The sequence below is a fragment of the Janthinobacterium sp. SUN073 genome (assembly GCF_030397665.1).
Classification (GTDB): Bacteria; Pseudomonadota; Gammaproteobacteria; order Burkholderiales; family Burkholderiaceae_D; genus Janthinobacterium.
In genome coordinates this window covers 47,777-74,160 of sequence record NZ_JAPUBT010000014.1, presented here as the reverse complement: position 1 = coordinate 74,160, position 26,384 = coordinate 47,777, and the positions used below count along the sequence as shown (strand labels likewise).

Annotated in this window: 25 protein-coding genes; 7 read left to right on the top strand and 18 right to left on the bottom strand. The window is 62.3% G+C overall.

All coding sequences use genetic code 11. From position 1 onward, the window contains the following. The first annotated feature begins 205 nt into the window (after positions 1-205). Positions 206-958: an SDR family oxidoreductase gene (locus tag O0882_RS26330; RefSeq protein ID WP_289952768.1), complete on the top strand. Its 753-nt coding sequence runs from the start codon at positions 206-208 to the stop codon at positions 956-958. A 77-nt stretch (positions 959-1,035) separates the two neighbouring features. Here O0882_RS26330 and cheY read toward each other — a convergent pair whose 3' ends face one another. From cheY to flhD, 14 genes are all read right to left on the bottom strand, one after another. After that, positions 1,036-1,434 (bottom strand): chemotaxis response regulator CheY, encoded by a 399-nt coding sequence (gene cheY, locus O0882_RS26325; protein WP_010396677.1) that lies wholly within the window; start codon positions 1,432-1,434, stop codon positions 1,036-1,038. Positions 1,435-1,581: 147 nt separating this feature from the next. After that, positions 1,582-2,652 (bottom strand): chemotaxis response regulator protein-glutamate methylesterase, encoded by a 1,071-nt coding sequence (locus O0882_RS26320; RefSeq protein ID WP_071078256.1) that lies wholly within the window; start codon positions 2,650-2,652, stop codon positions 1,582-1,584. 165 nt (positions 2,653-2,817) lie between these two features. Beyond that, on the bottom strand, positions 2,818-3,426 hold the full coding sequence (gene cheD, locus O0882_RS26315) for a chemoreceptor glutamine deamidase CheD (protein WP_071078257.1): 609 nt from the start codon (positions 3,424-3,426) through the stop codon (positions 2,818-2,820). A 9-nt stretch (positions 3,427-3,435) separates the two neighbouring features. Further along, positions 3,436-4,308 carry a CheR family methyltransferase gene (locus O0882_RS26310; protein WP_289952765.1) on the bottom strand — a complete coding sequence of 291 codons (873 nt, stop codon included), beginning with the start codon at positions 4,306-4,308 and terminating at the stop codon, positions 3,436-3,438. A 71-nt stretch (positions 4,309-4,379) separates the two neighbouring features. Further along, positions 4,380-6,098 (bottom strand): methyl-accepting chemotaxis protein, encoded by a 1,719-nt coding sequence (locus tag O0882_RS26305; protein WP_289952763.1) that lies wholly within the window; start codon positions 6,096-6,098, stop codon positions 4,380-4,382. A gap of 180 nt (positions 6,099-6,278) precedes the next feature. Then, positions 6,279-6,785: a chemotaxis protein CheW gene (locus tag O0882_RS26300; protein ID WP_071078260.1), complete on the bottom strand. Its 507-nt coding sequence runs from the start codon at positions 6,783-6,785 to the stop codon at positions 6,279-6,281. A gap of 31 nt (positions 6,786-6,816) precedes the next feature. Beyond that, on the bottom strand, positions 6,817-9,009 hold the full coding sequence (cheA, locus tag O0882_RS26295; RefSeq protein ID WP_289952762.1) for a chemotaxis protein CheA: 2,193 nt from the start codon (positions 9,007-9,009) through the stop codon (positions 6,817-6,819). Between the two features lie 43 nt (positions 9,010-9,052). Continuing rightward, a complete protein-coding gene (locus O0882_RS26290; RefSeq protein WP_034758362.1) occupies positions 9,053-9,418 on the bottom strand; it encodes a response regulator in 366 nt (121 codons plus the stop codon). An 83-nt stretch (positions 9,419-9,501) separates the two neighbouring features. Then, positions 9,502-10,050 carry a chemotaxis protein gene (locus O0882_RS26285; protein WP_289952761.1) on the bottom strand — a complete coding sequence of 183 codons (549 nt, stop codon included), beginning with the start codon at positions 10,048-10,050 and terminating at the stop codon, positions 9,502-9,504. Between the two features lie 46 nt (positions 10,051-10,096). Next, a complete protein-coding gene (motB, locus tag O0882_RS26280; RefSeq protein WP_289952760.1) occupies positions 10,097-11,074 on the bottom strand; it encodes a flagellar motor protein MotB in 978 nt (325 codons plus the stop codon). A gap of 58 nt (positions 11,075-11,132) precedes the next feature. Continuing rightward, entirely contained in the window at positions 11,133-11,993 is an 861-nt protein-coding gene (gene motA, locus O0882_RS26275) for a flagellar motor stator protein MotA (protein WP_077401985.1), read from the bottom strand. Positions 11,994-12,213: 220 nt separating this feature from the next. After that, complete coding sequence (locus O0882_RS26270; protein WP_289952759.1) at positions 12,214-12,975, bottom strand: class I SAM-dependent methyltransferase; 762 nt, start codon at positions 12,973-12,975, stop codon at positions 12,214-12,216. Between the two features lie 114 nt (positions 12,976-13,089). Continuing rightward, the gene (flhC, locus tag O0882_RS26265; RefSeq protein WP_071078265.1) at positions 13,090-13,653 is read right to left on the bottom strand and encodes a flagellar transcriptional regulator FlhC; all 564 of its coding nucleotides are present in this window, start codon (positions 13,651-13,653) and stop codon (positions 13,090-13,092) included. Positions 13,654-13,713: 60 nt separating this feature from the next. Then, the gene (gene flhD, locus O0882_RS26260; protein WP_034758381.1) at positions 13,714-14,031 is read right to left on the bottom strand and encodes a flagellar transcriptional regulator FlhD; all 318 of its coding nucleotides are present in this window, start codon (positions 14,029-14,031) and stop codon (positions 13,714-13,716) included. 604 nt (positions 14,032-14,635) lie between these two features. On the opposite strand from flhD, the gene kynU reads away from it, so the two are divergent. The 5 genes from kynU to O0882_RS26235 all read left to right on the top strand — a co-directional run bounded on the left by kynU (position 14,636) and on the right by O0882_RS26235 (position 20,539). Beyond that, positions 14,636-15,886 (top strand): kynureninase, encoded by a 1,251-nt coding sequence (gene kynU / locus O0882_RS26255; RefSeq protein ID WP_289952755.1) that lies wholly within the window; start codon positions 14,636-14,638, stop codon positions 15,884-15,886. 26 nt (positions 15,887-15,912) lie between these two features. Beyond that, a complete protein-coding gene (gene kynA, locus O0882_RS26250; protein ID WP_289952941.1) occupies positions 15,913-16,782 on the top strand; it encodes a tryptophan 2,3-dioxygenase in 870 nt (289 codons plus the stop codon). A gap of 9 nt (positions 16,783-16,791) precedes the next feature. Beyond that, positions 16,792-17,337: an alpha/beta hydrolase gene (locus O0882_RS26245; RefSeq protein WP_289952753.1), complete on the top strand. Its 546-nt coding sequence runs from the start codon at positions 16,792-16,794 to the stop codon at positions 17,335-17,337. A gap of 107 nt (positions 17,338-17,444) precedes the next feature. Next, positions 17,445-19,511, top strand: coding sequence for a hypothetical protein (locus tag O0882_RS26240; protein WP_289952751.1), 2,067 nt, complete (start codon positions 17,445-17,447; stop codon positions 19,509-19,511). A 2-nt stretch (positions 19,512-19,513) separates the two neighbouring features. After that, positions 19,514-20,539: a hypothetical protein gene (locus O0882_RS26235; protein WP_289952746.1), complete on the top strand. Its 1,026-nt coding sequence runs from the start codon at positions 19,514-19,516 to the stop codon at positions 20,537-20,539. 2 nt (positions 20,540-20,541) lie between these two features. Here the strand turns inward: O0882_RS26235 and O0882_RS26230 are convergent, their stop codons facing one another. Continuing rightward, a complete protein-coding gene (locus tag O0882_RS26230; protein WP_289952745.1) occupies positions 20,542-21,579 on the bottom strand; it encodes a hypothetical protein in 1,038 nt (345 codons plus the stop codon). Between the two features lie 134 nt (positions 21,580-21,713). On the opposite strand from O0882_RS26230, the gene O0882_RS26225 reads away from it, so the two are divergent. Then, positions 21,714-22,454 (top strand): alpha/beta fold hydrolase, encoded by a 741-nt coding sequence (locus O0882_RS26225; protein WP_289952744.1) that lies wholly within the window; start codon positions 21,714-21,716, stop codon positions 22,452-22,454. On the opposite strand, the gene O0882_RS26220 is transcribed toward O0882_RS26225, so the two are convergent. The 3 genes from O0882_RS26220 to O0882_RS26210 all read right to left on the bottom strand — a co-directional run bounded on the left by O0882_RS26220 (position 22,431) and on the right by O0882_RS26210 (position 26,351). After that, positions 22,431-22,796, bottom strand: a complete 366-nt coding sequence (locus O0882_RS26220) for a hypothetical protein (RefSeq protein ID WP_289952743.1) — start codon at positions 22,794-22,796, stop codon at positions 22,431-22,433. The two genes, O0882_RS26225 and O0882_RS26220, sit on opposite strands and share 24 nt — an antisense overlap. Before the next feature lie 111 nt (positions 22,797-22,907). Beyond that, positions 22,908-24,827: a molecular chaperone HtpG gene (gene htpG / locus O0882_RS26215; protein ID WP_289952740.1), complete on the bottom strand. Its 1,920-nt coding sequence runs from the start codon at positions 24,825-24,827 to the stop codon at positions 22,908-22,910. A 90-nt stretch (positions 24,828-24,917) separates the two neighbouring features. After that, on the bottom strand, positions 24,918-26,351 hold the full coding sequence (locus tag O0882_RS26210) for a PLP-dependent aminotransferase family protein (protein ID WP_289952738.1): 1,434 nt from the start codon (positions 26,349-26,351) through the stop codon (positions 24,918-24,920). Positions 26,352-26,384: the final 33 nt, after the last annotated feature.

Genomic DNA, 26,384 nt, shown 5'->3' with positions numbered 1-26,384 from the left:
TGGGAAATATTTCATTCCACGTAGCAATCAGCTGCATGGCAGCTTTTGCCCGACCGCTGGCACCGTGACTTGTGCAGGATTGTTGATCTGAATTGCACACTGAAACCATCAAATCAGTCTTTATCCACGCAACAATAAAGATCACAATCGCCATACCGGCTCGCGGACACACCACGCGGACCTTCCACCCGACAGGAGAAGCAGCATGAATACCATACTCACCCCAGCCAGGGTCGCCATCGTCACGGGCGCCTCGCGCGGCATCGGCGCGGCCATCGCCCGCCGCCTGGCGCGCGACGGCATGCAGGTCGTCGTCAATTACGCCAGCGGCAAGGCGGCGGCAGACGAGCTGGTGGCAAGCATGCTTGCCGACGGCGGCGCCGCCATCGCAGTCAAGGCCAACGTGGCCGATGCGGGCGACGTGCAAGCGCTGTTCGATGCGGCCGAAGCGGCCTTCGGCGGCGTCGACGTGCTGGTCAACAACGCCGGCATCATGCCGCCCGCGCTGCCTGCCCTGGCCGACACGGACGACGCCACCTTCGACAGCCTGTTCGCCATCAATGTCAAGGGCAGCTTCAACACCATGCGCCAGGCGGCGACGCGCTTGCGCCACGGCGGCAGCGTGGTCAACTTCTCGAGCAGCGTGATTGGCCTGGCCCTGCCCGGCTACAGCATCTATGGCGCCAGCAAGGCCGCCATTGAGACGATGACGACTATCTTCGCCAAGGAATTGCGCGGCAAGAACATCACCGTCAACGCCATCGCCCCTGGCCCCACGGCCACGGACCTGTTCTTGAACGGCAAGACGGCGGAAATGATAGAACGCATGAGCAAGATGGCGCCCCTGGAGCGCCTGGGCACACCGGACGATATCGCCGCCGCCGTGGCCTTTCTGGCTGGCCCCGACGGCCGCTGGGTGAATGGCCAGACCTTGCGCGCCAACGGCGGCCTGGTGTAAGCAAGGTGCAGGCCAACGAAAAAAAACGCTGCCAGTTCGCACTGGCAGCGTTTTTTTTGAAGCGGTTCAAACCGTGATCAGGCGCCGGCTTTTTCCAGCTTCTCGAAAATCTTGTTCAGCTTTTCATCGAGGGTCGCGGCCGTGAACGGCTTGACAACATAACCGCTGGCGCCAGCTTGCGCGGCGGCGATGATGTTTTCTTTTTTCGCTTCGGCGGTCACCATCAGCACGGGCAGCTTGGCCAGTGCGGGATCGGCGCGGATATGCTGCAGCATCGTCAGGCCATCCATATTAGGCATGTTCCAGTCCGAGACGACGAAATCGTAGGATTCCGCGCGCAGCTTGGCCAGGCCCATCACGCCGTCTTCCGCCTCATCGACGTTGGCATAACCCAGTTCCTTCAACAGATTCCGGACAATGCGGCGCATCGTCGAAAAATCGTCAACGACTAAAAATTTCATCTTTGGATCAGCCATGAATAACTCCGTTGTTTCTGTAGCGGTTTGTTAATAATATCGACATGAATGCCGACATTATGGTCGACACTACGGCAGCAAGTTGTAGGATAGCATTTTCGTTGCTTTTAGGCGAACAAACTTGCCCCAGATCATACAAAACGTGGCTTACACGCGCAAAGCACGCATGCCATGCGCAGCCAGGTGTCCCAACACCATGCCGGGCAACGCCGTCAGAGCGCCGACCTCATGCGTAGCACCGATGGCGATCGCCTCGCGCGGCATGCCGAACACCACGCAACTGGCTTCATCCTGCGCAAAATTATACGCTCCTGCGGCCTTCATCTCCAACATGCCTTGTGCGCCATCCTTGCCCATGCCGGTCAGGATCACGCCGACGGCATTTTTACCCGCCGATTGCGCGGCCGAACGGAACAGCACATCGACCGAGGGACGGTGGCGGTTGACCGGTTCACCCTGGTCGATCTTGGTCATGTAGTTGGCGCCGCTGCGCGTCAGGGTCAGGTGCGAATGGCCAGGCGCGATGTAGGCGTGGCCGGGCAGCACCCTTTCGCCGCCTGCCGCTTCCTGCACCGAGATCTTGCACAGCGAATCGAGGCGGCGCGCAAACGAACGCGTAAAGCCTTCCGGCATGTGCTGCGTGATCAGGATGCCGGGGCAATCGGACGGCATCTGCATCAAAAATTCGCGGATCGCTTCCGTGCCGCCCGTCGACGCCCCCACGATGATCAGCTTTTCGCTCGACGTCAAGGGGCTGCGCAGCGCAGGCAGCGGTGCGGCGACCCTGTCGCCCGCCGACGGCAGCGTGCGCGCGCGGATGCGCGCCTTCGAGGCGGCGCGAATCTTGTCGGCGATCATGTCGGTGTACTCGCGCATGCCGCTCTGGATGGAAATCTTTGGCTTGGTGACGAAATCGACGGCGCCCAGCTCCAGCGCGCGCATGGTGATTTCCGAACCGCGCTCGGTCAGCGACGACACCATCAGCACCGGCATCGGACGCAAGCGCATCAGTTTTTCCAGGAAGTCGAGGCCATCCATCTTCGGCATCTCGACGTCGAGGGTCAGCACGTCGGGGTTGGTCTGCTTGATCATCTCGCGCGCCACCAGCGGATCGGGCGCCGCCCCCACCACTTCCATGTCGGGCTGGCTATTCACGATTTCCGTCATGACGCTGCGAATCAGCGCCGAATCATCCACGATCAATACTTTGATCTTCATAGTTATCCTTCCAGGCCTTGCGGCCCTTATTCTTAATCGGTAAAAACGCCAGACAAAACCGTAGCGAGCGGCAGTGATTTGTGGCTAAGAAGCGCAACCGTGCTGAAGCACGGTGAGCATCGCAGGCCGCAAAGCACGACGCGCAGTAGGTTTGGTCTGGTGTTACTAGAACAGCTCGATCTCGCCACCCACGGGCGCAACCTTGAGACGGCTTGCGTAATCGAGTTCGCGGCGCACCAGCGTGTCGTTGTGCGTCTGCATCAGCTTTTTCACCAGCACCTTGCCGCTGCGGGGGAAAAAATACACCTTGCGCGGGTGGATGTCATTCAAGTCCTCGGCCACCACGCGCATCTTTTCCGCCTTCAGGTAATTGATGACGAAAGCCGCATTGCGTTCACCGACGTTGATCGCCGTGAAGCCGCGCAGCACGGCGCCGCCGCCAAACACCTTCGCTTCCATGTTCTCGCGCCGCGCGCCCGCCTTCAGCAGATCGTTGATCAATATCTCCATGGCGTAAGTGCCATAGCGCATCGACGCGGAAATCGGGCTATTCGGATCGCTGCCGCCATCGGGCAGCATGAAATGGTTCATACCGCCCAGGCCCGTGACACGGTCACGGATGCAGGCCGAGACGCAGGAGCCGAGCACGGTGACGATCAGCATGTCCTTGTTGGTAAAGTAATACTCACCAGGCAAGATCTTGGCGGCGTCACAATTGAACGTCCTGTCGTAATAGACGTTAGTGGCAAATTGCTCTTTGGATTCCAGGCTCATATTTCACTCTCATGTACGATGCGACGATGCCTTGGGCGCGGCGCCCCGAGGCTGGTCGAGCTCATAGACTGTTTTACCGCGCAGCTTCAATGAATCCGACACGTACAGGAAATTCTCCGAATGGCCCGCAAACAGCAGGGCATCAGGCTTCATCAACGGCACAAAGCGCGACAGGATCTTGCGCTGCGTCGCCTTGTCAAAATAAATCATCACGTTACGGCAGAAGATGACGTCGAACTGTCCCGTCAGGGGCCAGCTGTCGGCCAGCAGGTTGAGCGGCTTGAAGGTGATCATCTGGCGCAGTTCCGGGCGTACCCGCACCTGCCCCTCGCGATCACCCTTGCCGCGCAAGAAAAAGCGCCGTGCACGGTCGGCCGGCATCTTGTCGAGCCGGTCCAGGTTGTAGACGCCATTGGCGCCCGTGGCCAGCACATTCGTGTCGATATCCGTGGCGATGATGGTGACGGGCGGCGTGAGCGTATTGAACGCCTCGCACACCGTCATGGCGATCGAGTACGGCTCCTCGCCGGTGGAACTGGCCGAACACCAGATGGTGATCGGACCGCTCAGTTTTTTCACATGCTCGGCCAGCAGCGGGAAGTGATGCGCCTCGCGGAAGAACGACGTCAGGTTGGTCGTCAGCGCATTCGTGAACGCTTCCCACTCGTCACCCATGCGGCCCGCTTCCAGGTCGTCCAGATAGCGAACGAACGAGGAAATGCCAGTCGCGCGCAGGCGCCTGGCCAGGCGGCTGTAGACCATCTCCTGCTTGCTGTCGGCCAGCGCGATGCCGGCCCGCTTGTAAATCATGGCGCGGACCCGTTCGAAGTCCTTGCCAGTGAAATCAAATTCCTTGACCGAATCCGTTTTAGTTTGCGGCATTTTGTTTTTACCTCTCTATGACTACTCTGACCAATGCCTTTGCAAGTATAACTAGCGGGACCGGGTTGGCGTCAGAACTCTTCCCAATCGTCGCCGCCGGCCGCCGCCAGCTTTTTCGCAGGCGGTGGCGCGCCGGCCTGCGCCGTCTTTGCCAACCGCCGTGTCGTTGCCGGCACACCCGGTGCCGGCCGTGCCGGCGCTTTCACCGGCGCGGGTGCTTGCACTGCCGCCTGCGCCGCGCTCTCGCCGTCCAGCTTGAAGATGCTGACGGCATCGGCCAGTTTCTGCGCCTGCTCCTGCATGCTTTCGGCCGCCGCCGCCGCTTCCTCGACCAGCGCCGCATTTTGCTGCGTCATCTGGTCCATCTGCGCGATGGCCTGGTTGACTTCCTCGATGCCATGGCTCTGTTCCTGCGTTGCCGCCGTGATCTCGCCCATGATGTCGGCCACCTGCCGGATCGACGTGACGATCAGGCCCATGGTCTGTCCCGCCTCGTCCACCAGGCGGCTGCCCGCATCGACCTTGTCGACCGAGTCGCCGATCAGGCCCTTGATCTCTTTCGCGGCGCCAGCGGAGCGTTGCGCCAGATTGCGCACTTCCGACGCCACCACCGCAAAGCCGCGTCCCTGCTCGCCTGCGCGCGCCGCTTCGACGGCCGCATTCAGCGCCAGGATATTCGTCTGGAACGCGATGCCGTCAATGACGCCGATGATGTCGACGATCTTGCGCGAGCTATCCTTGATGGAACCCATGGTATCGACCACTTGCGCCACCACCTTGCCGCCCTGCTCCGCCACCGACGATGCCGACACGGCCAGCTGGTTGGCCTGGCGCGCGTTGTCCGCGTTCTGCTTCACGGTCGACGTCAGCTCTTCCATCGACGACGCCGTCTCTTCGAGCGAACTGGCCTGCGTTTCCGTGCGCGCCGACAGGTCCGCATTGCCGCTGGCGATCTCGCGCGATGCCACGGTGATGGTGTCCGTCCCATTGCGCACGTCGCTGACCGTCTGCACCAGGCTCTCGTTCATGTCCTTGAGCGCCTGCTGCAGCGCGCTCGTTTCATCCTTGCCCTCGACCACCACGCGCGACGTCAGCTCGCCTGCAGCCACCTTCTGGGCCACCGCCAAGGCGCCCGACAGCGGCACCGTGATCGAGCGCGTGATGAAGATGGCGCACCAGGCGCCGATCGCCACCGCCGCGCCGCCCAGGATGAACAGTACCGTCATCAGGCGCGCATCGGCCGCCAGCGAATCGTCCATGAAGCTTTGCTGCGCCACATGCTGCAAGTCGAGCAGCTTGTTGATATCGGCCAGGGTCGTCTTGTTCAAGGGGTCGATGCGGGTGGCAATCACCTTCGCCGCGCCCTCGCTGTTAAACGCCAGCACCTGCCCCATCGCCTCCTTGAAGGCGGCATCGACTTCGCCGTCGACCCTGGCGATATTGGCCAGCAGCGTCTTCTCGCCATCGGACAGGCCCAGGCTGGACAGCTTGCCGCGCGCGCCGTCGTACAGCTTGCGCTGCTCGCGCACCTTGCCCTCTTCCACCTGCATCAGGCCCACATCGCCCTGCAAGCCGATATTGCGCATGGCGATACCGGTTTCCAGCATCGCGCTTTTCATCAGCGACGCCTGCGTATTTTTTTCGCTGGCCAGTGCCAGGCCCGTGAGCAACTGGGCCTTGTTACGATAATTCAGTGCATTCGCCGAAACGATCACCACCACCAGGATGGCGAGGATGCTGCCAAAACCTATCCCCAGCCGGGTGCCTATCTTGAAATCGCGCAAACTCATTACAGTCTCCAATATTTATGTGAACGGCGCCCGTTCAACCGGACGGCGCCGTGTTGTGGCCTGGTCTCTGACGGACCTTGCAGCCTGCCGGCACACCTCTTGTTGTGCCGGTACATGCATATCTGTAGTGATTCTTTGCGTGGTCAAACGGCGGCGCACCGGGCGCCGCCTTGCTGCCGCTTACGCCGCCAGCTTGTCGATCAGGCCCATCTCGCTGCTCGACATCAGCTTGTCGATATCGACCAGGATCAGCATGCGCTCGTCGATGGTGCCCAGGCCGATCATGTAGTCGGTCGAGAAGGCGGTGCCCATTTCCGGCGCCGGTTTCACCTGCTCCGGCGTCAGGGTGGTGACGTCGGAGACGCTGTCGACCACCATGCCGACGATGCGACCGCCGATGTTCAGGATGATCACCACCGTGAACTGGTCGTACACGGGCGTACCCAGGTTGAACTTGATGCGCATGTCGACCACGGGAATGATGATGCCGCGCAGGTTGATCACGCCCTTGATGAATTCAGGCGCGTTGGCGATGCGGGTGACCGCTTCGTAACCACGGATTTCCTGGACCTTCAGGATATCGATGCCGTACTCTTCGGAGCCCAGGGTGAAGGCCAGGAATTCACGTCCGGCGATGTCCTTGCCGTCGCCCGTATTGCTTCCGGATGTTTGTTGAGTATCTGACATGGTGCGTTTTCCTATCTTTTATCTATCGGTATTACGAAAAAATGGACTCGTCGGCCAGCTGGCGAGAGGAACGGATCAGGGCGGCGACATCGAGAATCAGCGACACACCGCCATCGCCCAGGATGGTGGCGCCAGAAATACCCACTACCTTGCGGTAATTCGATTCGAGGTTTTTCACCACGACCTGCTGCTGCCCCACCAGGTCGTCGACAAACAGGGCCGCCTTGCGCCCTTCCGTCTCGAGGATCACGCAGATGCCTTCCGAGGGACTGGTAAAGCGCGGCGCGATGTCGAACATCTGGTACAGCGGAATCAGCGGCAGGTATTCGCCGCGCACTTTCACCACCTGCCCCTTGCCACTGATGTCCTTGATATCCTCAACGGCTGGCTGCAGCGATTCGATGACAAAGCCCAGCGGTAAAATATACACTTCGTCGCCGACGCGGATCGACATGCCGTCCAGGATGGCCAGGGTCAGCGGCAGCGAGATCGAAATCGTCGTGCCGAAACCCTTGGCCGAACGGATGTCGACGACGCCGCCCATGGCGCTGATATTGCGCTTGACGACATCCATGCCCACGCCGCGGCCCGACACGTCGGTGACCGCCTCGGCGGTGGAAAAGCCGGGCGCGAAGATCAGCTGCCACACGTCGGCGTCGCTCATCGTCTCGGACACGTCCAGTCCCTGCTGCTGCGCCTTGGCCAGAATGCGCTCGCGGTTCAATCCTGCGCCATCATCGGATACTTCGATGATGATGTTGCCACCCTGGTGGCTGGCCGAGAGGAACAAACGGCCGGCCTCGGTCTTGCCGGCGGCCACGCGGGCGGCCGGCATTTCCACGCCGTGGTCGATACTGTTGCGCACCAGGTGCGTCAGCGGATCGACGATGCGCTCGATGAGCCCCTTGTCCAGTTCCGTGGCGGCGCCATTGGTGATGAAGTCGACCTTCTTGCCCAACTTGGTCGCCAGGTCGCGCACCATGCGCGGGAAGCGCGAAAAGACGAAATCCATCGGCATCATGCGGATCGACATCACCGCTTCCTGCAAGTCGCGCGTGTTGCGCGTCAGGTGGCTGACGCTGTCGAGCAGTTTCTCGTGCAGCATCGGGTCGAGCGCACTGGCGCGCTGCTCGATCATCGCCTGCGTGATCACCAGCTCGCCCACCAGGTTGATCAGCTGATCGACTTTTTCAATCGAGACGCGGATCGACGACGATTCGGTACCGGCCTTCTCGCCCTCTTTCTTGGCCGGTTTCTTTTCCTGCTCCACCTCGGTCGCGGCGCTCGCCACGGCCGGCACGGCGGCAGCGCTGGTGTTACCCGCCTTGGCCGCGTCGGCGCGAATCTGCTCTAGGGGCTGGAAGAAACCATAACCCTGTTCGGCGTCGCTCTGCACGCCAGCGGCGGCGCGGATGTCTTCGATCGGCTGGAAGAAGCCATAGCCGGGATCCGCCACGCCAGGCGCGCCTGGCAGCGGGTCGAAGAAGCCGTAGCCTTGGGCTTTTTCCTGCGCCGCGCGGGCCGCTTCAGCTTCGCCTGGCGCCAGTGGCGGCGCCTGCGTAATGACCATGTCGTCGGGATTGAGCACGAACGAGCAGATGGCCAGGATATCGTCCAGGCTTTCATGCGTCGTCACTTCCAGCACCTTGCGCGCGTCGGCCAGGGTGGAGACGGCGACGTCGCCCAGCAAGCCCAGTTCGGCCGCCAGCGCCTCGACTTCGCGCTCTTCCATTTTCGGCAGTTCCAGGCGGTAGCGCTGGCCACCGGCGTGGCTGACGGCTTCTTTTTCCGCCGTATGGAACGCTGGCGCGACGGGCGTAAGCGCGGCCACGGGCACGTCCTGCGAGAACGACTGCAGCATCATGCGCACATTGGCCACGGCATCCTGGTCGACGGCACTGCCCAGACGATGACCGTCAAGCTGCATCTTGAGGATGTCCTTGGCGGCCAAAAAGGCGTCGACATGTTCCGCCGTCAGGGCCATCTGGCCCTGACGGATGCGGTCGAGCAGCGACTCGAGGATGTGCGTCACCTCGCTCATGTCGGAGAGGCCGAACGTCGATGCGCCGCCCTTGATCGAATGGGCGGTGCGAAAAATGGCATTCAGGTCTTCGGCGTCGGGCGCCGCAATATCGACGGCCAGCAGCAGCCGTTCTTTTTCAGCCAGCAGTTCTTCGGCCTCATCGAAAAAGACCTGGAAAAACTGGCTAATATCGATGGTCATAGGGTGACTCCGTCATTTGCATCGTTGCGCTGCGCGGCTGGCATCAGCCGATCACCTTCTTGACCACTTCAATCAGGCGTTGCGGATCGAAGGGCTTGACCAGCCAGCCATTGGCGCCGGCGGCACGTCCTTTCGACTTCATTTCGTCCGACGACTCCGTCGTCAGCATCAAAATCGGCACCTTCTGGTAGGTCGGCAGTTCGCGCAGCAGCTTGATCAGCTCCAGGCCATCCATGCGCGGCATGTTCTGGTCCGTCAATACCAGGTCCACGGTTTGCAGCTTGGCTTTTTCCAGTCCATCCTGGCCATCGACGGCCTCCACCACCTGGTAACCGGCGGCTTTCAGGCTGAACGCCACCATCTGGCGCAATGAGCTGGAATCGTCCACTGCAAGTATCGTTTTGGCCATCTTTGCTCCCACTTATTCCGGGCATCCTGCCCGAGTATTTGATTAATCAATCCATGCAACCGCAAGCGTTCCACACTGGCATGCTAGAACAGCTCGATGTCGCCACTTTCCAAATGCTGTTGACTGACAGCCTTGCGCAGCACGCTGCGCAACTCCAGGCTTTGAATCGCCAGCGCCATGCTGACCCGCCCCAGCAAGGCGACAATTTCTTCATTGTCGCTCTCCGGCAACATCTCCGCGCCATGCGAGCCCAAGGTACCGAGGAACTCGCGCAAGCCCGTCACGCGCTTCAGGGTACGCTCGATCAGCTGGCTGGTCATGTCCTGAAACTGCATGCTGGTGATGGCGGCATTCACGTAGCCGCCCACTTCGTCCTGCAGCGCCAGCAGTTTTTCCCGCTGCTGCTCGGCCGGCACGCCGCCTGCGAGCAGCATGGCGATGGTATCTTGCTGCGCAGCGACGGCTGCGTGTATCGCCATGAAATTGAAGGATAGCTTCTCGATCGCCTCTTCCAGCAAGATGCCGGTCTGCACCAGGTCGGTTTCCACCTCCGTCAAGTGCTTGCGGCCATGGTCCGACACGCCAGACAGCAGGCGTTTTACATGCGAGCCAAGTATTTTCTTTCTTGTCATAAAGGTCTCATTGTTTCAGTACACCACGCGTTGACAGCCTTGCGTGTTATTTTTTCGCCGCTGCCGGGCCGGGAACTGGCGCCACCGCGGGCGGCGCACCGGCCACCAGCCCCGAAGCGACAGCGGCGGAAGCGGCATCGCTCACCGGCAGCTCGATCGCCGCCCCATCGCGCAACACATTTTCTTCCGTGCGTTTGTTCATGACGATGATGCTGATGCGCCGGTTGATCGGATTGAAGGGATCGAGCTTGTCCAGGTGGGCGGCCGAGCCCAGTCCCACCACGCGCAATACTTTTTCTTCCTTCATGCCGCCAATCACCAGTTCGCGCCGCGACGCATTCGCGCGGTCAGCCGACAATTCCCAGTTGCTGTAGCCGGCATCGCTCATGTAGGGCGTCGAATCCGTGTGCCCGGACAGGCCGATGCGGTTCGGCACTTCATTGAGCACGAAGCCGATGGCGTGCAGAATTTCCTTGGTATAGGGTTGCAGATTCGCATTGGCGAGCGCAAACATCGGGCGATTCTGCTCGTCGACGATCTGGATGCGCAAGCCTTCGCTGGTGATATCGAGCAGCAACTGGTTCTTGTATTTTTTCAGCAGGGGATTGGCATCGATAGTCGCCTCGATGCGCGCCTTGAGCGCCTGCAGGCGCTTGCCTTCCTCGCGTTCAAGCGCGGCCTTGGCGGAATTGAGGTCGAACGACTTGCGCTGCTGCTCTTCCTGCGCCTTGCGCACTTGTCCATCCTGGCGTGACAGATCCTGGCCGCCGCCCTGGATCACGGAATTGCTCTCGCCGCTGCCGGAACCGCCCGCCATCGCCACTTTCAGCGGTGTCTTGAAGAATTCGGAAATGCCGTTCAAGTCGCCCTTCGAGGTGGAACCCAACAGCCACATCAGCAGGAAGAAGGCCATCATGGCCGTGACAAAGTCGGCGTAGGCGATTTTCCACGCCCCGCCATGGTGGCCGCCAGCCGTCTTCTTGATACGCTTGACGATAATCGGGCGCATGCCTTCATCGGCCATGGCGTCCCCCTTCCGTGTGCTGCAAATGAATCATGGTGTCCAGGCGTCTGTTCACTGCTTACTTCGTTTTCGATTTCTTGATGTGGTCTTCCAGCTCGTTGAACGTCGGACGCTCGGTCGAGAACAGGACCTTGCGGCCGAACTCCACGGCCAGCGCCGGCGCATACCCGTTCAGGCTGGCCAGCAAGGTTACTTTCACGCACTGGAACATCTTGCTCGACTCTTCCAGCTTCTGCTCCAGCAGGCTGGCCAGCGGGCCGACGAAGCCATACGCCAGCAAGATGCCGAGGAAGGTGCCGACCAGCGCGTGCGCGATCAGCATGCCAAGCTCGGCCGGCGGTATGCCCACCGATTCCATCGTGTGCACCACACCCATCACGGCGGCGACGATACCGAACGCGGGCAAGCCGTCGCCCACCTTGGCAATCACGTGGGCCGGCACGGCGCCTTCGTGATGGTGCGTTTCGATTTCGTTGTCCATCAGGTTTTCGATCTGGAAGGCATCCATATTGCCCGATACCATCAGGCGCAGGTAATCGGTCATGAATTCGACGATGTGGTGATCAGCCAGCACGGCCGGATACTTGGAAAACAGGGGGCTCTCTTCGGGCTTGTCGATATCGCCTTCGATCGACATCAAGCCTTCCTTGCGCACCTTGCTGAGCACTTCGAACAGCAGCGACATCAGTTCCATGTACAGCTCTTTGGTATAACGCGAGCCCTTGAACAGGCTGGGCAAGGCGGCGATCGTCGCCTTGATCGCCTTGTTATTGTTACCAACAAGAAAGGCGCCCAGGGCGGCACCGCCGATCATCAGCAACTCCAGCGGCTGGAACAGCGCCGCCAGATGGCCGCCGGCCAGCGCGAAGCCGCCAAAGACCGAGGCGCAGACGATGATGTATCCGATTATGACTAACAAGTGCCCTGACTCCCAATAATGGCCGGGGCTGTGTGCCCGGCATGTTCAAACCTGTTCCTGCCTTCTGGCGGCTGCGCCGCCGACGAAAACAGCGGCAAAAAAAAGCAACCGGAAGTCAATTGAAATGTGCTGCTTTTCAATGCGATTCCGAGAAAATGCCGTGTGGAACTACAATAACGTGAGATTGCCCTACGGGCAAGCAAATAACGCAGACAATTGCTTAAAAGCACCATATGTAAAGTAAAGGGCCACCCTCTGTGGCGGCGATGGTCTTATCGGGTTCGCGTGCGGCAATCTGGAATTCGTAACTAAGAAGCATGCTACCGGGCAACATTTCCCTTTCCGCCTTGCGCCACAGGGCCGCCATCGCCGCCGGCGACAGGTAGGCAAAGACCGCATCGTAACGGCTGAAATCGAGTGCTTCGTAGTCGCCGCGCAGAAAGCGCGCGCGACTCCCCGACAGCCGTGCGCGCAGACGGCTTGCCAGCCACGGCAGCGGCGCCAGTTCGATGCCGGAAAACTGCCCATCGGGACGCCGCCGCGCCAGGTCCAGCACCAAGCCGCCCAGGCCGCTGCCGATATCGATCAGGCGCACGCCGGGACGGTCCGCGATCAGCTCGGCCACCGCCCGCCAGACCTTCGGCCCCGACGGGTAAAACGGCACTTGCGTGCGAAACGTGGACCAATACAGGCTCAACAGGAAAACAAAGGCAGCCAGGAACACGACCGGGGGCCAGTGCAGCAGGCTGGCCGCCAGCAGCGCGGGCGCGAACAGCAGGCCGATGGCGCACCACCAGCGCGCCAGACCCGCACGCCACGTGATGAGCGCCGCCAGCACACCCTGCAGCAAGGCCACGACGGACAACGACATGGCCACGCCTGCGCGCGCCAGGCCATACACCAATAGCAACATCAAGGGAAAAGCCAGCACCTGGATCAGGATGGCCTTGAGCGCGGGCGCGCGCAGGATTTGTTGCAGCATGAGGCAGTCAAAAGACAGTCAAAGGAGGAAAACGCCAGTGTAAGCGAAAGCACCATGAAAAAACCGGAGTCCGGTCTGGCGACCGACTCCGGCTTGAACGATGCGGGGGCAGTATCAGGCGGTCACACGCGGCGACGCGACCGCGGCCGCTTCATCGCGCGCCTTCTTGGTCTTGCCGGCACGCGAAGGCATATGGCACAGGCCGCAGACATAATCTGCGTTCAGGTCGAGGCAGTTGACGACAAACTTGCCGCCGCACTTGCCGCAGGGCGCCATATTCAGCATCTTGCTGCTGAAAAAGCGCACCAGGGTCCAGGCCCGCGTCAGCGACAGCAGCGGCTCTTCACCCGCTTCGGGCGGCATCTGCTCCAGATACAGTTTATACGCCTTCATCACGGCTTCGATGCCGGTGGCGCCGGCGTGGTCGACGAGGAATTTGTGGATATTGATGAACAGCGAGGAATGGATATTCGGCTGCCAGGTGAGGAACCAGTCGGTGGAAAAGGGCAGCATGCCCTTGGGCGGCGAGACGCCCTTCAATTCCTTGTACAGATTCAGCAGGCGTTCGCGCGACAGCGAGACTTCCGTCTCCAGCAGTTGCAGGCGCGCGCCCAGCTGTATCAACTCGATGGCCAGCTGGATTTCTTGCGCTTCCGATACGACACTTTTCTTGGCCATGCTGTGTACTCCGCGACTGACTGATACTGACTACCGATACTGCCTGACAAGGTTGCTGAATCAGGCGATTTCTTCGACGCCCTGTCCGGCCATGAGGATCGCCGCGTGCGACTGGGCCAGCGAGCGGTCTTTATTGTAGTTCGTCAACATGCCCAGAATGGCGCTGTCGTCGAAGCGGAAGCGGGCCAGCATCATGTTGCCGCCAGCGAGCTTCAGGATCTGCGCATTGCTCATGCCTTCGATCAATTCAGCGATTTCGGCGGCTATGCCCAAACGGAAGATGGCCGTTACCTTGTCCGCACGAATCATTTGCTGGGCCAGCATCAGGTAGCTCAGGTTAGCGTCGCGAATCTCAGCCATCATGTCGTTAGCAGTCATTTCCATCTCCTCAATCCGTTGAATTCAGCTGGCGTTGTCTGTTGCCAGTGAGATACATTCTGCAGGAGCAACATCAAACGCAACAGAGGCGAAGGACTGTATTTTTGGTCGGGAAATGGCGGGCAGGACCGTAGGTGTTTGTCTGACAAACACTACTCGATCATGGTCGCACGCCAGTAAGGGCGCGGATGCGGGAGGTGGGCGCTGAAGGGGATTTACCCGGCTTCAGGCCTGTAAAAAATATCACTTTTCTACAACAACTTGATCAAAATCAAGTCTGCTTACCTAGATAACGGCTGCCTTGACAGGAACTTTAGGGCTTTTTCGAAAAATATTTAAAAGACCCGCATTCTTTTTGGCGGCTTGACGCCGTTCATGTAATCGTTGACGGCGGCGAATCGCAGAACTTTAGGGCGATTTGAAAATATTTTTGAAAATCGTGATTTTTTTCGTTGACGCCCCGCAGGGCGGCACTTTTCGCCCCTCATCTGAGGCGGAAATGCCGCTTTTTGGCGGGGATTTGCTACACTGCCTGCTTCCGCACAATACTTTAGGCCTCAAACAATATCGTGCCATTAATGCAAGTCCCAACATGAAAGCCACCATGATTTCTCGACATGACTGCAGCGCGCGCGATCTCGACGATCCCCTGGCGCCCCTGCGCCAGCAATTCGACTTGCCGCAAGGCGTGATTTACCTCGACGGCAACTCCCTGGGTGCCCGGCCGAAAGCGGCCCTGGCCCGTGCCCAGCACGTCATCACGGCCGAATGGGGCACGGACCTGATCCGCAGCTGGAATAGCGCTGGCTGGTTCGACCTGCCCAAGCGCCTGGGCGACCGCCTGGCGCCGCTGCTCGGCGCGCAGACTGGCGAAGTGGTGATCACCGACACCACCTCCGTCAACCTGTTCAAGGCGCTGGCCGCCGCCCTGCAGATGCAGGCCAGCGACGCGACCCATGCCGCGCGCAGGATCATTGTCAGCGAACGCAGCAACTTCCCCACCGACCTGTACATGGCGCAAGGCCTGGCAGCCTGGCTCGACCGCGGCTACCAGCTGCGCCTGGTCGACAGCCCCGAGGAACTGGCGCAAGCCATCGATGCCGATTGCGCCGTCGCCATGCTCACGCACGTCAACTACCGTACCGGCTACCAGCACGACATGGCCGCCATCAGCAGCCATTGCCACGCGCAAGGCGCGCTGGCACTGTGGGACCTGGCCCATTCGGCCGGCGCCGTGCCGCTGGACCTGAACGGCGCTGGCGCAGACCTGGCCGTCGGCTGCACCTACAAATACCTGAACGGCGGCCCCGGCTCGCCCGCCTTCATCTGGGTACCGAAAAAACACCAGGCGCGCTTCCGCCAGCCGCTGTCCGGCTGGTGGGGTCACGCCACGCCGTTCGCCATGGACCCGGGCTTTGCGCCGGCCGACGGCATCGCCCGCGCCCTGTGCGGCACGCAGCCGATTGTCTCGCTGGCCCTGGTCGAATGCGGCCTGGAGATCTTCGCGCAAACGAGCATGGAAGCCATCCGCCGCAAATCGCTGGCCCTGACGGATTTGTTCATCGCGCTGGTGGAACAGCGCTGCGCCAGCCATCCGCTGGGCCTCGTCACGCCGCGCGAGCATGCGCGGCGCGGCAGCCAGGTCAGCTTCACGCATCCGCACGGCTATGCCGTGATGCAGGCGCTGATCGCGCGCGGCGTCATCGGCGACTACCGCGAGCCGGCCATCATGCGCTTCGGCTTCACGCCCCTGTACACCAGCTTTGCCGACGTCTGGGATGCCGTGGAGATCCTGCGCGACATCCTCGACACACTAGCCTACGACATCGCCGCCAAGCGCGATGCGGTCACCTGAACCACCCCATGAGCGACGACAAGACTATGAACGAGAAAAACACCAGCGGCTGCCCCATGCATGCCGGCGGCCAGGATGCGCAGTGGCATGGCGCGCAGATGGATTTCAGCGAATCGATGAGCTACGGCAACTACCTGGCGCTGGACCGCATCCTGACGGCGCAGCATCCGCTGTCGCCGAACCATAACGAAATGCTGTTCATCGTGCAGCACCAGACCAGCGAATTGTGGATGAAGCTGATGCTGCACGAAATGCACGCCGTGCGCGCCAACCTGCAAAGCGGCGACCTGGCGCCCGCGTTTAAAATGCTGGCCCGCGTGGCGCGCATCATGGACCAGCTGGTGCATGCCTGGGACGTGCTGGCCACCATGACGCCGCCCGAATACACGGCCATCCGGCCCTACCTGGGCGCCTCGTCCGGCTTCCAGTCCTTCCAGTACCGCGAGATCGAATTCATTTTGGGGAACAAGAACGCCGCCCTGCTCAACGTGCACACGACGGCTCCCGACACCTACCAGGTGCTGGACGCCGCCCTGCGCGCACCGTCCGTCTACGATGAAGCCGTCAAACTGCTGGCGCGCAGCGGCTTGACCATCGCGCCCGAGCGCCTGGACGCCGACTGGACCCTGCCGACCGCCTCCGACGCGTCGGTCAAGGCGGCCTGGCTGGAAGTCTACCGCGACCCGTCGAAGCACTGGGCCCTGTACGAGCTGGCCGAAAAGCTGGTCGACCTGGAAACGGCCTTCCGCTTCTGGCGCTTCCGCCACGTGACGACGGTCGAGCGCATCATCGGCTTCAAGACGGGCACGGGCGGCACGGCGGGCGTGAGCTATTTGCGCAAGATGCTCGACGTGGTATTGTTTCCCGAACTGTTTGCTTTACGCACAGAACTTTAAGGAGCATCGATGTCGCCTCTCGTCCTGACCCTGGCCGGCCTGTGGAATTCCGGGCCGCAGCACTGGCAAACCCATTGGGAAGCGCGCCACCCGCAATGGTCGCGCGTGCCACACCGGGAATGGCAGACGCCGGACAAGGACGAATGGGTGGCGGAGCTCGACAGCGCCATCGCCGTCTGCGAGCGCCCTCCCGTGCTGGCCGCGCACAGCCTGGCCTGCGCGCTGGTGGCCCATTGGGCGGCCAGCGGTTCGCCGCACAAGATCGCCGGCGCCTTCCTGGTCGCCCCCAGCGATGTGGAAGCGCCCTCCTACCCGTCCGGCACCACGGGTTTTTCTCCCATGCCGCTGCAAGCCTTGCCGTTTCCCAGCCTGGTGGTGGCCAGCGGCGATGATCCCTACGTCAGCTTCGCGCGGGCACGCGCGTTTGCTGGCGCCTGGGGCAGCGATTTCACCATGATCGGCGACGCCGGCCATATCAATGGCGACGCCGGCTACGGTCCCTGGCCAGACGGCGAACAGCTGCTGCTCGATTTTTGCGCCGCGCACCAGCCCTGAACAAGGGCGCGCACCGCACACGATAGAAGCGCGCACATTTGCCCGCATCAGGGAACACAGGCAGAATCGTGGCCTTTCCATAGCGGCGCCGCGGCGCCAGCCCCACGATGAAACGTCCGCTCTTGCCAATTCTTCTGCCCTTGCTGCTCTGCTCCGCCCTCGCCCACGGCGCGCCCTTCTACGAAGGCAAGAGCCTCGCCCATCCCGCCATCAGCGCCTCGCAGGATAGCGGGCTTGACGTCGCCTTTCTCAAGGAAAAAGAAGGCGTCAACGGCTATTACTGCGAGTGCAAGAGCGGCAGCTCGAAACCCATTTTGCTCGACCAGTTCGGCAACGCCGTCATCCGCTCCGTCTTCTACGCCTCGCAGGACAAGGAAACGGACGACAGCGTGCAAACCATGCTGGTGCTGTTCCGCCAGGGAGACAAAAATGGCTTGCGCGCCTACCGCTACCACCGCAGCTCCGGCAAATACCGGCGCCTGGACGGCCTCCAGCCAGCCCTGAACCGCATCGTGGCGCAAGGCGCCACCCCCAATGCGGGCCAGGTCAAGGCGGCGCTGGCAAAACTGGCGCCGATGGACTACAGCGTCGCGCGGGGCAAGAGCGGCAATGCGGACTTCGACGCCATCGACCATACGCAAGGCACCATCGTCGGTTACTACAGCGATGACGGCAAGCCCGTGGCGGCAGGCGGCAAGGACGCCATCACCTACAAGAAGACCTTCCAGAAGAAGGGCGAGCGTTTTCTCACCGCCAGCTACACCCTGTACAGCGATGCGGGCGCCGGCATCCTGCCCAATTACCGCCTGTGGCAAGTGACGTGGGAAACAGCGCCGCAGCAATTCACGGGCAGTCAGGACGGCCCGTCCGTCCTCTACAGCCTGGCCTGGGACGACGGCTCGGTCGTCGAACGGGGCCAGTACGTGAAAGGCAAGCGCCAGGGACTGTGGGTACGCGAAGGCATGCACGAAGGCAGCGAGAAAGGCCATTTCGTCAATGGCCTGCAGGAAGGCCTGTGGCACTTCGATTATCCCAAGCAGAGCGAGAGCGGCATGTACCGGGCCGGCAAGCGCGAAGGCCGCTGGACGATCGTCAACTATGCCGATGCAGAGGAAGTGACGGGTTTCGACACCTACACGGGCGGCCAGCTGAACGGCCCGCACGAGCGCAGCATGGGCGGCAAGCTGCAAACGCGCGGCAACTACGTCAACGGCACGCGCCATGGCGCATGGATCACGGAAGATGGCGACGGCAACTTCATCGATGGCTTGCGCGACGGGCCGTGGAAGCTCAAGCTCAAAGACAAGGTCACGCAAAGCGTCACTTTTGTGAAAGGCAAAAAACAGGGCGAGGCCCTCGACACGGATGCGCAAGGCGCGCTGCGTGTGCGCGACCACTACCAGGCCGGCGTGCTCGATGGCAGTCGCACGCGCTATCTGGGCCCGGCCGGCAAGGAATACGTGATCTACACGGCCACCTACCGCAACGGCCAACTGGACGGGCGCGAACAGGCGTTCGACGACAGCGGCAAAGTCCTGCGCCTCGATACGCTGTGGGACAACGGCAAGAAGCAGGGCCTCGATGCGCGCTACTACCCGAACGGCAAGCCGGAACGCCTGGCCGTCATCGACCAGGGCCGCCTGCTCACGCACCTGCGCGAGTACTATGAAGACGGCCAGCTGCTCAACGACATCCACCGCTGCACCTTCAAAGAGTACGGCAGCACGCGCGACGACGTGTGCGAGTATCACCACATGTACTACCCGGACGGCAAGCCGCAGTATTACTACGCCTTCCAGTACGGCCAGCGCCAGGAAGGCTATTCGAACTACCCGGACGGCAAACGCAAGGACGAACTGCTGGTCGACCGCGCGGCCGACACTTCCGTCGTCAACGCGTATTACGAAAGCGGTCAGCTCAAATGCACGGAGCCACGCAGCGGCCACAGCACGCGCACGGTGAATGGCGAGTCGATGATCAGTTACGGCTCGGCCGACCGCGATGGCGACAATATCTGCTACCACCCGAACGGCAAGGTGGCCAGCATTTTCACCTTCCGCAAACGCGTGCTCGTCGATTGCGGCAAGCGCTACGACGACACGGGCAAGCAGACGTTCCCGGGGCCGGAAGGCTGCCCGCCCCCCAGGAAAGTCGACTATCCGATAGGACTGTGACCATGACGCAAACAAGACAGCCGCAGTGCATCCAGAACCCCGAGCGCATCGACGCCGGGGCGATCCGCGCCGCCATCGCCAGCGGCCAACAGGTGCTGGTGCAGTTCAGTACCCTGGGTGAGCCGGAGCCGCTGCTGGCCGACCTCGACGCCCTGGCCGCCACCTGCGGCACTGCGCTGACCATCCGCATCTACGGTTACGACCCGAGGGTGTTCGATGCCCGCATCCTGCGCGCGCTGCCGCATGTGGCCAGCCTGTCCATCAATTGCCACCGGCAAGCCATCCATCTGGAAGCGTTGGGCGAGCTGCGCCACCTGAAGCGCCTGAGCCTGGGCGTGTACAAGCTGGCCGAGGCCGACATCCTGCAACTGGACAATTTGCGCGGCCTCGAATACCTGAACCTGGGCGAGTCGGCCAGGAACAATATCGACCTGGCGCCCCTGCGCCACTACGCGCACCTGGCCAGCCTGGCCATCGAGGGCCACCACCAGCACATCGACACCCTGGCCAGCCTGCCGGCGCTGCACGAGCTGTCGCTATACCGCATCAAGAACAAGGTAGCGCTGGATTTCATCTCGGAGATGGCCCGCCTGGACAGGCTGCTGTTGCAGCTGGGTGGCCGCGAATCGCTCGCGCACATCGACGCGCCGCTGTTGAAGAAACTGGAAGTGATACGCGTACGCGGCCTGGAAACGCTGGGAGATATCGGCCGCTTTCCCCTGCTGCAGGCGCTATGGGTGGAAGACCAGATCAAGCTGCGGCACATCGCGCTGGGACCCAATCCCGTGCTCGAACGCCTGAACCTGCACACCTGCAAGACGCTCGACAGCCTGCCCGGCCTGGCCACCTTGCCCGCTCTGCGCCAGCTGTCGGCATCCGAGACCATGCTCGACATCGACGCGTTGCTGGCGCATGGCTTGCCCGCATCCCTGACGCATGCGCGCCTGCGCACCGGCAGGAAAACACGCGACGACGCCATCGCCGCGCAGCTGGCGCAACTGGGCTACGAACAAGCGCGCCCTGGCTAAAATCAGCGGCTGGCCGCCAGCTTGCGCTGCCATAGCGCCACGTCGATCATCACCCCATCCGCACCCGTGTTGCGGATGTAGACGCGGTAACTGCCCTGCCCCATGTCGCCGTCGAGGTAGGCCGTGCGCTCATTGCGCTGCAGCCTGGCGCCCTTGGCCATCTGGCGGTAGCGCTCGACCACCGCATCGAAACTGGCATAGCTGCGCAACGCCACTTCCAGGTCGCGCGGCGGGCGGCCTTCGGCATGGTCCAGCACATTGTTCTGTTTCTTGCCCTTGAGCGTGAGCGGATAGGCAAACACGCCGGCGCCGGCCGACGTCAGCACCGTGGATTTATCGAGCAGCAGCGGCAAGAGCGCCGGCGGATAGGCGGGCGGCAGCTGGGCGCGGTTCCAGCCCGGCAGGGCCGGCTGCGCCAGCACATACTCGACCGTGGCGATCTTCTGCCCATCGGCGCCCGCTTCCTTGTCGCCCGCGATCAGCGCCAGCATGGGCGGCAATTGCCTGGCCCAAGCCAGCAAGGGCGCCGCTTCGCCGACCAGCATGCCCTTGCGGTGGAATACCGTCAGCACCGCATTCGGATCAGGATTGCAGACTCTCGCCAGCGGCTGGCCCTCCAGGCGGCAATGCCCGTTGACCAGGCCAAAGGCGAGGATGGCGCCACGCTTGTCGAGCAGCATGGCGCCCCGTTCACGGCCCTGCTTGCGGTCATTCATCGACGCCAGCAACTGGCGGCCATCGGCCAGCGCGGTGCGCGTGGCGTCGCGCTTTTCGCTGATCGCCTCGAGCGCCTGCGCCAGCAGCAGTTCATCGTCTTCCGTGTAGCTGCCGCGCGCGTAACCGAAGAAATCGAACAGGGCGGCGCGCACTTGCGGGTCTTCGCTCAGGCGCGGCAAAGGGCCGCCTGCCAGCAGGGAAGACAGGCTTTTCCCGGCCGGTGCCGAGGGCGCCGCCGTGGCGCGGGCGGGCTGGGAAAGGACGCAGGCCGCTGCCAGCAAGGCGCCGCCCAGGGTGCGGTAATTCGAGAAAATGATATGCATGATTCTGTCTGTCGGGGATTTGGCCGCTATCACGGCCACGCATGGCGCGCCGGCGATTCTAGCATGGTGCCAGCCCTCGTGCCCTGCGGCTGGCGGACGGCGTGTGCGCCGAGGCCGCTGTTATGATGGCCGCAATGACGATCTCTTCCCCCGCCCCAACACTGCTTGTCCTCCTGCCCGGCATGGATGGCACGGCCCGGCTATTCCAGCGTTTTGACGCCGCCTTGCGCGCGCAAACCGCCATCGAGACCCAGGCCATCGCCTATCCGGCCGCACCACTCGACTATGCGGCGCTGGAAGCGTTCGTGCGCGAGCGCTTGCCGCAGGACCGCGCTTTCGTCGTACTGGCCGAATCGTTTTCGGGACCGCTTGGGGCAGCTTTGCGCGCCGATCCGCCGCCGGGCATGCGCGCGCTGATCCTGTGCTGTTCATTCGTGCGCAATCCGCGCCCGCTGCTGGCACCGCTGCGCCACCTGCTGGACTTGATCCCCTTTGGCACCCTGCCCGGCTTCGCCCTGCGGCAGGCATTGCTGACGCCCTACGCCACGCCGCCACTGCAGGCGGAACTGGCAGCGGCGCTGGCGCAAGTGCCGCCCAGCGTGCTGCGCCAGCGCCTGCGCGCCGTGCTGGATATACCGGAAAAAGACGCCTCGCGCAGCTTCGCGCGCGGCAGCCTGCCCGTCCTGTATCTGCGCGCCCGCCACGACCGCCTGGTGCCGCCGGCAAACGCCTTGCAGATACTGCACCTGGAACCAGGCACGCAGCTGGTCGACATCGACGCGCCGCACATGCTGCTGCAGGCGGCGCCGGCAGCGGCCGCCGATGCGGTCGCCGCCTTTCTCACGGGCCTGTCAGCCGCGCAGGAATTGGATTAAGCGCGCGCTGGCCAGCACGGCCAGCCAGCTCAAGCCGCCCGACAGCACGCTGAAGTAGATGGCCCGCAGCGGATGCTGCGGCAGCAGATACGCAAGCACGGCCGCACCCAGCAAGCCGCACAGCGCTGGCTTCCACCAGCCAGGTGGCAGCAGCGCCAGCAACAGATTCGTGCCCGCATACACATAGAACACCAGCAGCAGGGCCAGGCCACCGGCCACGCCGCGCGAACCGAGGCTGCCGAACAGCTGCGTGTACAGGTAAAACCCCAGCCAGCTCAACACAATAAACAGCAGGCAGCCCAGCGCATGCGCGCCCAGGCCCGCGATCCAGCGGATTTTCATGATGGCCCCTTAAAGAAAAAGCCGGCCCTTTCACGAGGAAAGGGCCGGCCTTGATGCATTAGCCGCTGTGTCGGATTACGCTTACGCTAATCCGACCTACACGCATCTGAATTACTTCGCCGTATTGAGCAGCAATTCGTTGAGGCGCTTGACAAAACTGGCCGGGTCGGCCAGCGAGCCGCCTTCGGCCAGCATGGCCTGATCGAACAGGATGTTGGCCCAGTCGCCGAATTTGCCGCCTTGCGCATCTTCATATTTCAGGCGCGTCACCAGCGGGTGGTTCGGATTGATTTCCAGAATCGGCTTCGATTCCGGCGCGCTCTGGCCAGCAGCTTTGAGCATGCGCAACAGGTTGCCCGACAATTCATTTTCATCGGCCACCAGGCAGGCTGGCGAATCGGTCAGGCGGAACGTCACGCGCACGTCCTTGGCCTTGTCGGCCAGCACGGTCTTCATCTTGCCCACCAGATCGGCGTACGAGGTTTCCGTTTCTTCGTGCTCTTTCTTTTCCGCTTCGTCTTCCAGCGCGCCCAGGTCCAGTCCACCCTTGGCGACGGAAACCAGTTCCTTGCCTTCGAAGTCCTGGATAAACGACAGCATCCATTCGTCGACGCGGTCCGTCAGCAGCAGCACTTCGACGCCCTTCTTGCGGAAGATTTCCAGGTGCGGGCTGTTCTTGGCGGCGGCGTAGTTGTCGGCTGTGACGTAATAGATCTTGTCCTGGCCTTCCTTCATGCGCGCCACGTAGTCGGCGAACGAGGTGATTTGCCCGTCGCTGTCGTTGGCCGTCGAGGCAAAGCGCAGCAGCTTGGCCAGGCGTTCCTTGTTGGCTGCGTCTTCGCCGATGCCTTCTTTCAGCACCTGGCCGAATTCCTTCCAGAAGACGGCGTACTTGTCCTTCTTGTCCTGCTCGTCCGCATTCGCCAGCTCTTCCAGCATGCCCAGCACGCGCTTGGTCGAGCCTTCGCGGATCACCTTGACGTCGCGCGATTCCTGCAGGATTTCACGCGACACGTTCAGTGGCAGGTCGGCCGAGTCGATCACCCCGCGCACGAAGCGCAGGTAGGTCGGCATCAGCTGCTCGGCATCGTCCATGATGAAGACGCGCTTGACGTACAGCTTGATGCCGCCGCGCTTGTTGCGGTCCCACATGTCGAACGGCGCCTTGGCCGGAATGTACAGCAGCTGCGTGTATTCGCTGCGCCCTTCCACACGGTTGTGCGTATGCGTCAGCGGCGACTGGAAGTCGTGCGACACGTGCTTGTAGAATTCGTCGTACTGTTCCGGCGTGATGTCGGCCTTGTTGCGGGCCCACAGGGCGCTGGCCTGGTTGACGGTTTCGAATTCGTCTTTCAGGACGGTTTCTTTTTTCTCGTCGTCCCACTCTTCCTTCTGCATCACGATCGGCAGCGAGATATGGTCCGAGTACTTGCGGATGATGGACTTGATCTTCCAGCTCGACAGCAATTCGTCCTCGCCTTCGCGCAGGTGCAGGATGATGTCCGTGCCACGGCCCGTTTTTTCGATGGTTTCGATGCTGTAATCGCCTTCGCCCGCCGATTCCCAGCGCACGCCCTCGGAGGCGTCAGCGCCGGCGCGGCGCGTTTCGACAGTGATCTTGTCGGCGACGATAAAGCCTGAATAGAAGCCCACGCCGAACTGGCCGATCAGGGCCGCGTCCTGCTGCTGGTCGCCCGACAGCTTGCCAAAGAATTCCTTGGTGCCCGACTTGGCGATGGTGCCCAGGTGCGAGATCGCCTCGTCACGGGTCATGCCGATGCCGTTGTCGGAAATGGTGATGGTGCGCGCATCCTTGTCGAAGCTGACCTTGATCTTCAATTCGTGATCGTTGCCATACAGGGCGTCGTTATCGATCGCTTCGAAGCGCAATTTGTCGGCCGCGTCGGACGCGTTCGAGATCAGTTCGCGCAGGAAGATTTCCTTGTTCGAGTACAGGGAATGGATCATCAGGTGCAGCATTTGCTTCACTTCGGTCTGAAAACCCAGGGTTTGCTTTTCGGAGACAGCCATTTTTACCTCATAGTCTTGTGGATGGGACGGATGCTACGGAGTTGGGGATTATATAAGCGATTTCAAGGCCCCCCCGTTTCACGCGGTGCCTTATCCCAGCGCGCGGCCCAAAAAATCCCAGACGCGCTGGTCCTGCACCGTGGCCAGGTTCAGGCGCATGCGGGTCGACGGCAGCTGGCGCGGCGAAAACAGGCTGCCCGGCGCCAGCACCAGCCCCTCGGCCAGCGCCTTTTCGGCCAGCAGGTTCGTGTCGCAGAGCGCATCGGCCCACACGAACATGCCGGCCGGCGCAGGGTCGAAGCGCAGGCCGACCCGCTCGGCGCGGCGGTACGTCCCCTCGCGCACCTTGTCGAGCCGCGCGCGCAGGCGCTCCGCATGCTTGCGATACAGGCCCTGCGAGAGGATCTTATACACCACGCGCTCGCCGATGTCGCTGGTGGTCAAGGTGGCCAGCATCTTGCGGTCGGCCAGGCGCTGCGCCCGCTCCGGCGATGTGGCGATGAAGCCCACGCGCAGGTTCGCCGCCAGGCTCTTGGAAAAGCCGCCCAGGTAGATCACGCGGCGCAACTGGTCCAGCGCGGCCAGGCGCGTGGCCGGCTGCACCTCGCCGCCGGGATGCATGTCGCAATAAATGTCATCCTCGACGACGAGGAAATCGTGCTGTTCGGCCAGGCGTAGCACCTGGAACGCCTTGGCCGCCGACAGCGACGTCGAGCTGGGGTTGTGCAGCACCGAGTTGATCACGTACAGCCTGGGACGGTGCAAGGCCGCCAGCTCGGCCAGCACGGCGATATCGGGGCCGTCCCCCAGGCGCGGGATGCCGATGACGTGCATGCCCATGGCGGCAAAGGCGCCGAACATCAGCCAGTACGCAGGATCGTCGACGAAAATGGTCTCGCCGGGACGGGCAAACTCGCGCGCCACCAGGTCCAGCGCCTGCATCACGCCCACCGTGGTGACGATCTGCTCGGGTGGACAGGCGATTTCCAGCCCCGCCAGTTTCAGTTGCAACTGCTGGCGCAGCGGCAGGAATCCCTGCGGCGCGCCATAGCCCAGCAGCAAGCTGCCGGGCTGGCGGCTGACGTCGCGCAAGGCGCGCGCCACCAGGTCGCCATCGAGCCACTCGGCGGGCAGCATGCCGGAGCCGGGCGCGGGAATGACCGGCGTCTGGCGGAACATGTTACGGATCAGCCACACCACGTCCATCGGCTGCGCCGCCGTGTCCTGCGCGCCAGCGGGCGGCGCCGGCGCGTTCAGCGGCGAACGCTCGCGCACGAAAAAGCCGGCGCCGCGCCGCGATTCCAGGTAGCCGCGCGCCACCAGCTTGTCGTAGCTGGCCACCACTGTGGCGCACGACACTTCCAGGCTGGCGGCGCACTGGCGGATCGATGGCATGCGCGCGCCGCCGCGCAGCAGCTTGTCGTCGATGCGCGCCGCCAGCGAGCGCACGATCTGATCGATCAGCGTTTCGCCCGAGGCGCGCGACAGCAAGGGTAGGGACGAAGAGGCGAGTGTATTGCTCATATGACCATTACAGTATGTGAAATTATGCGTAGA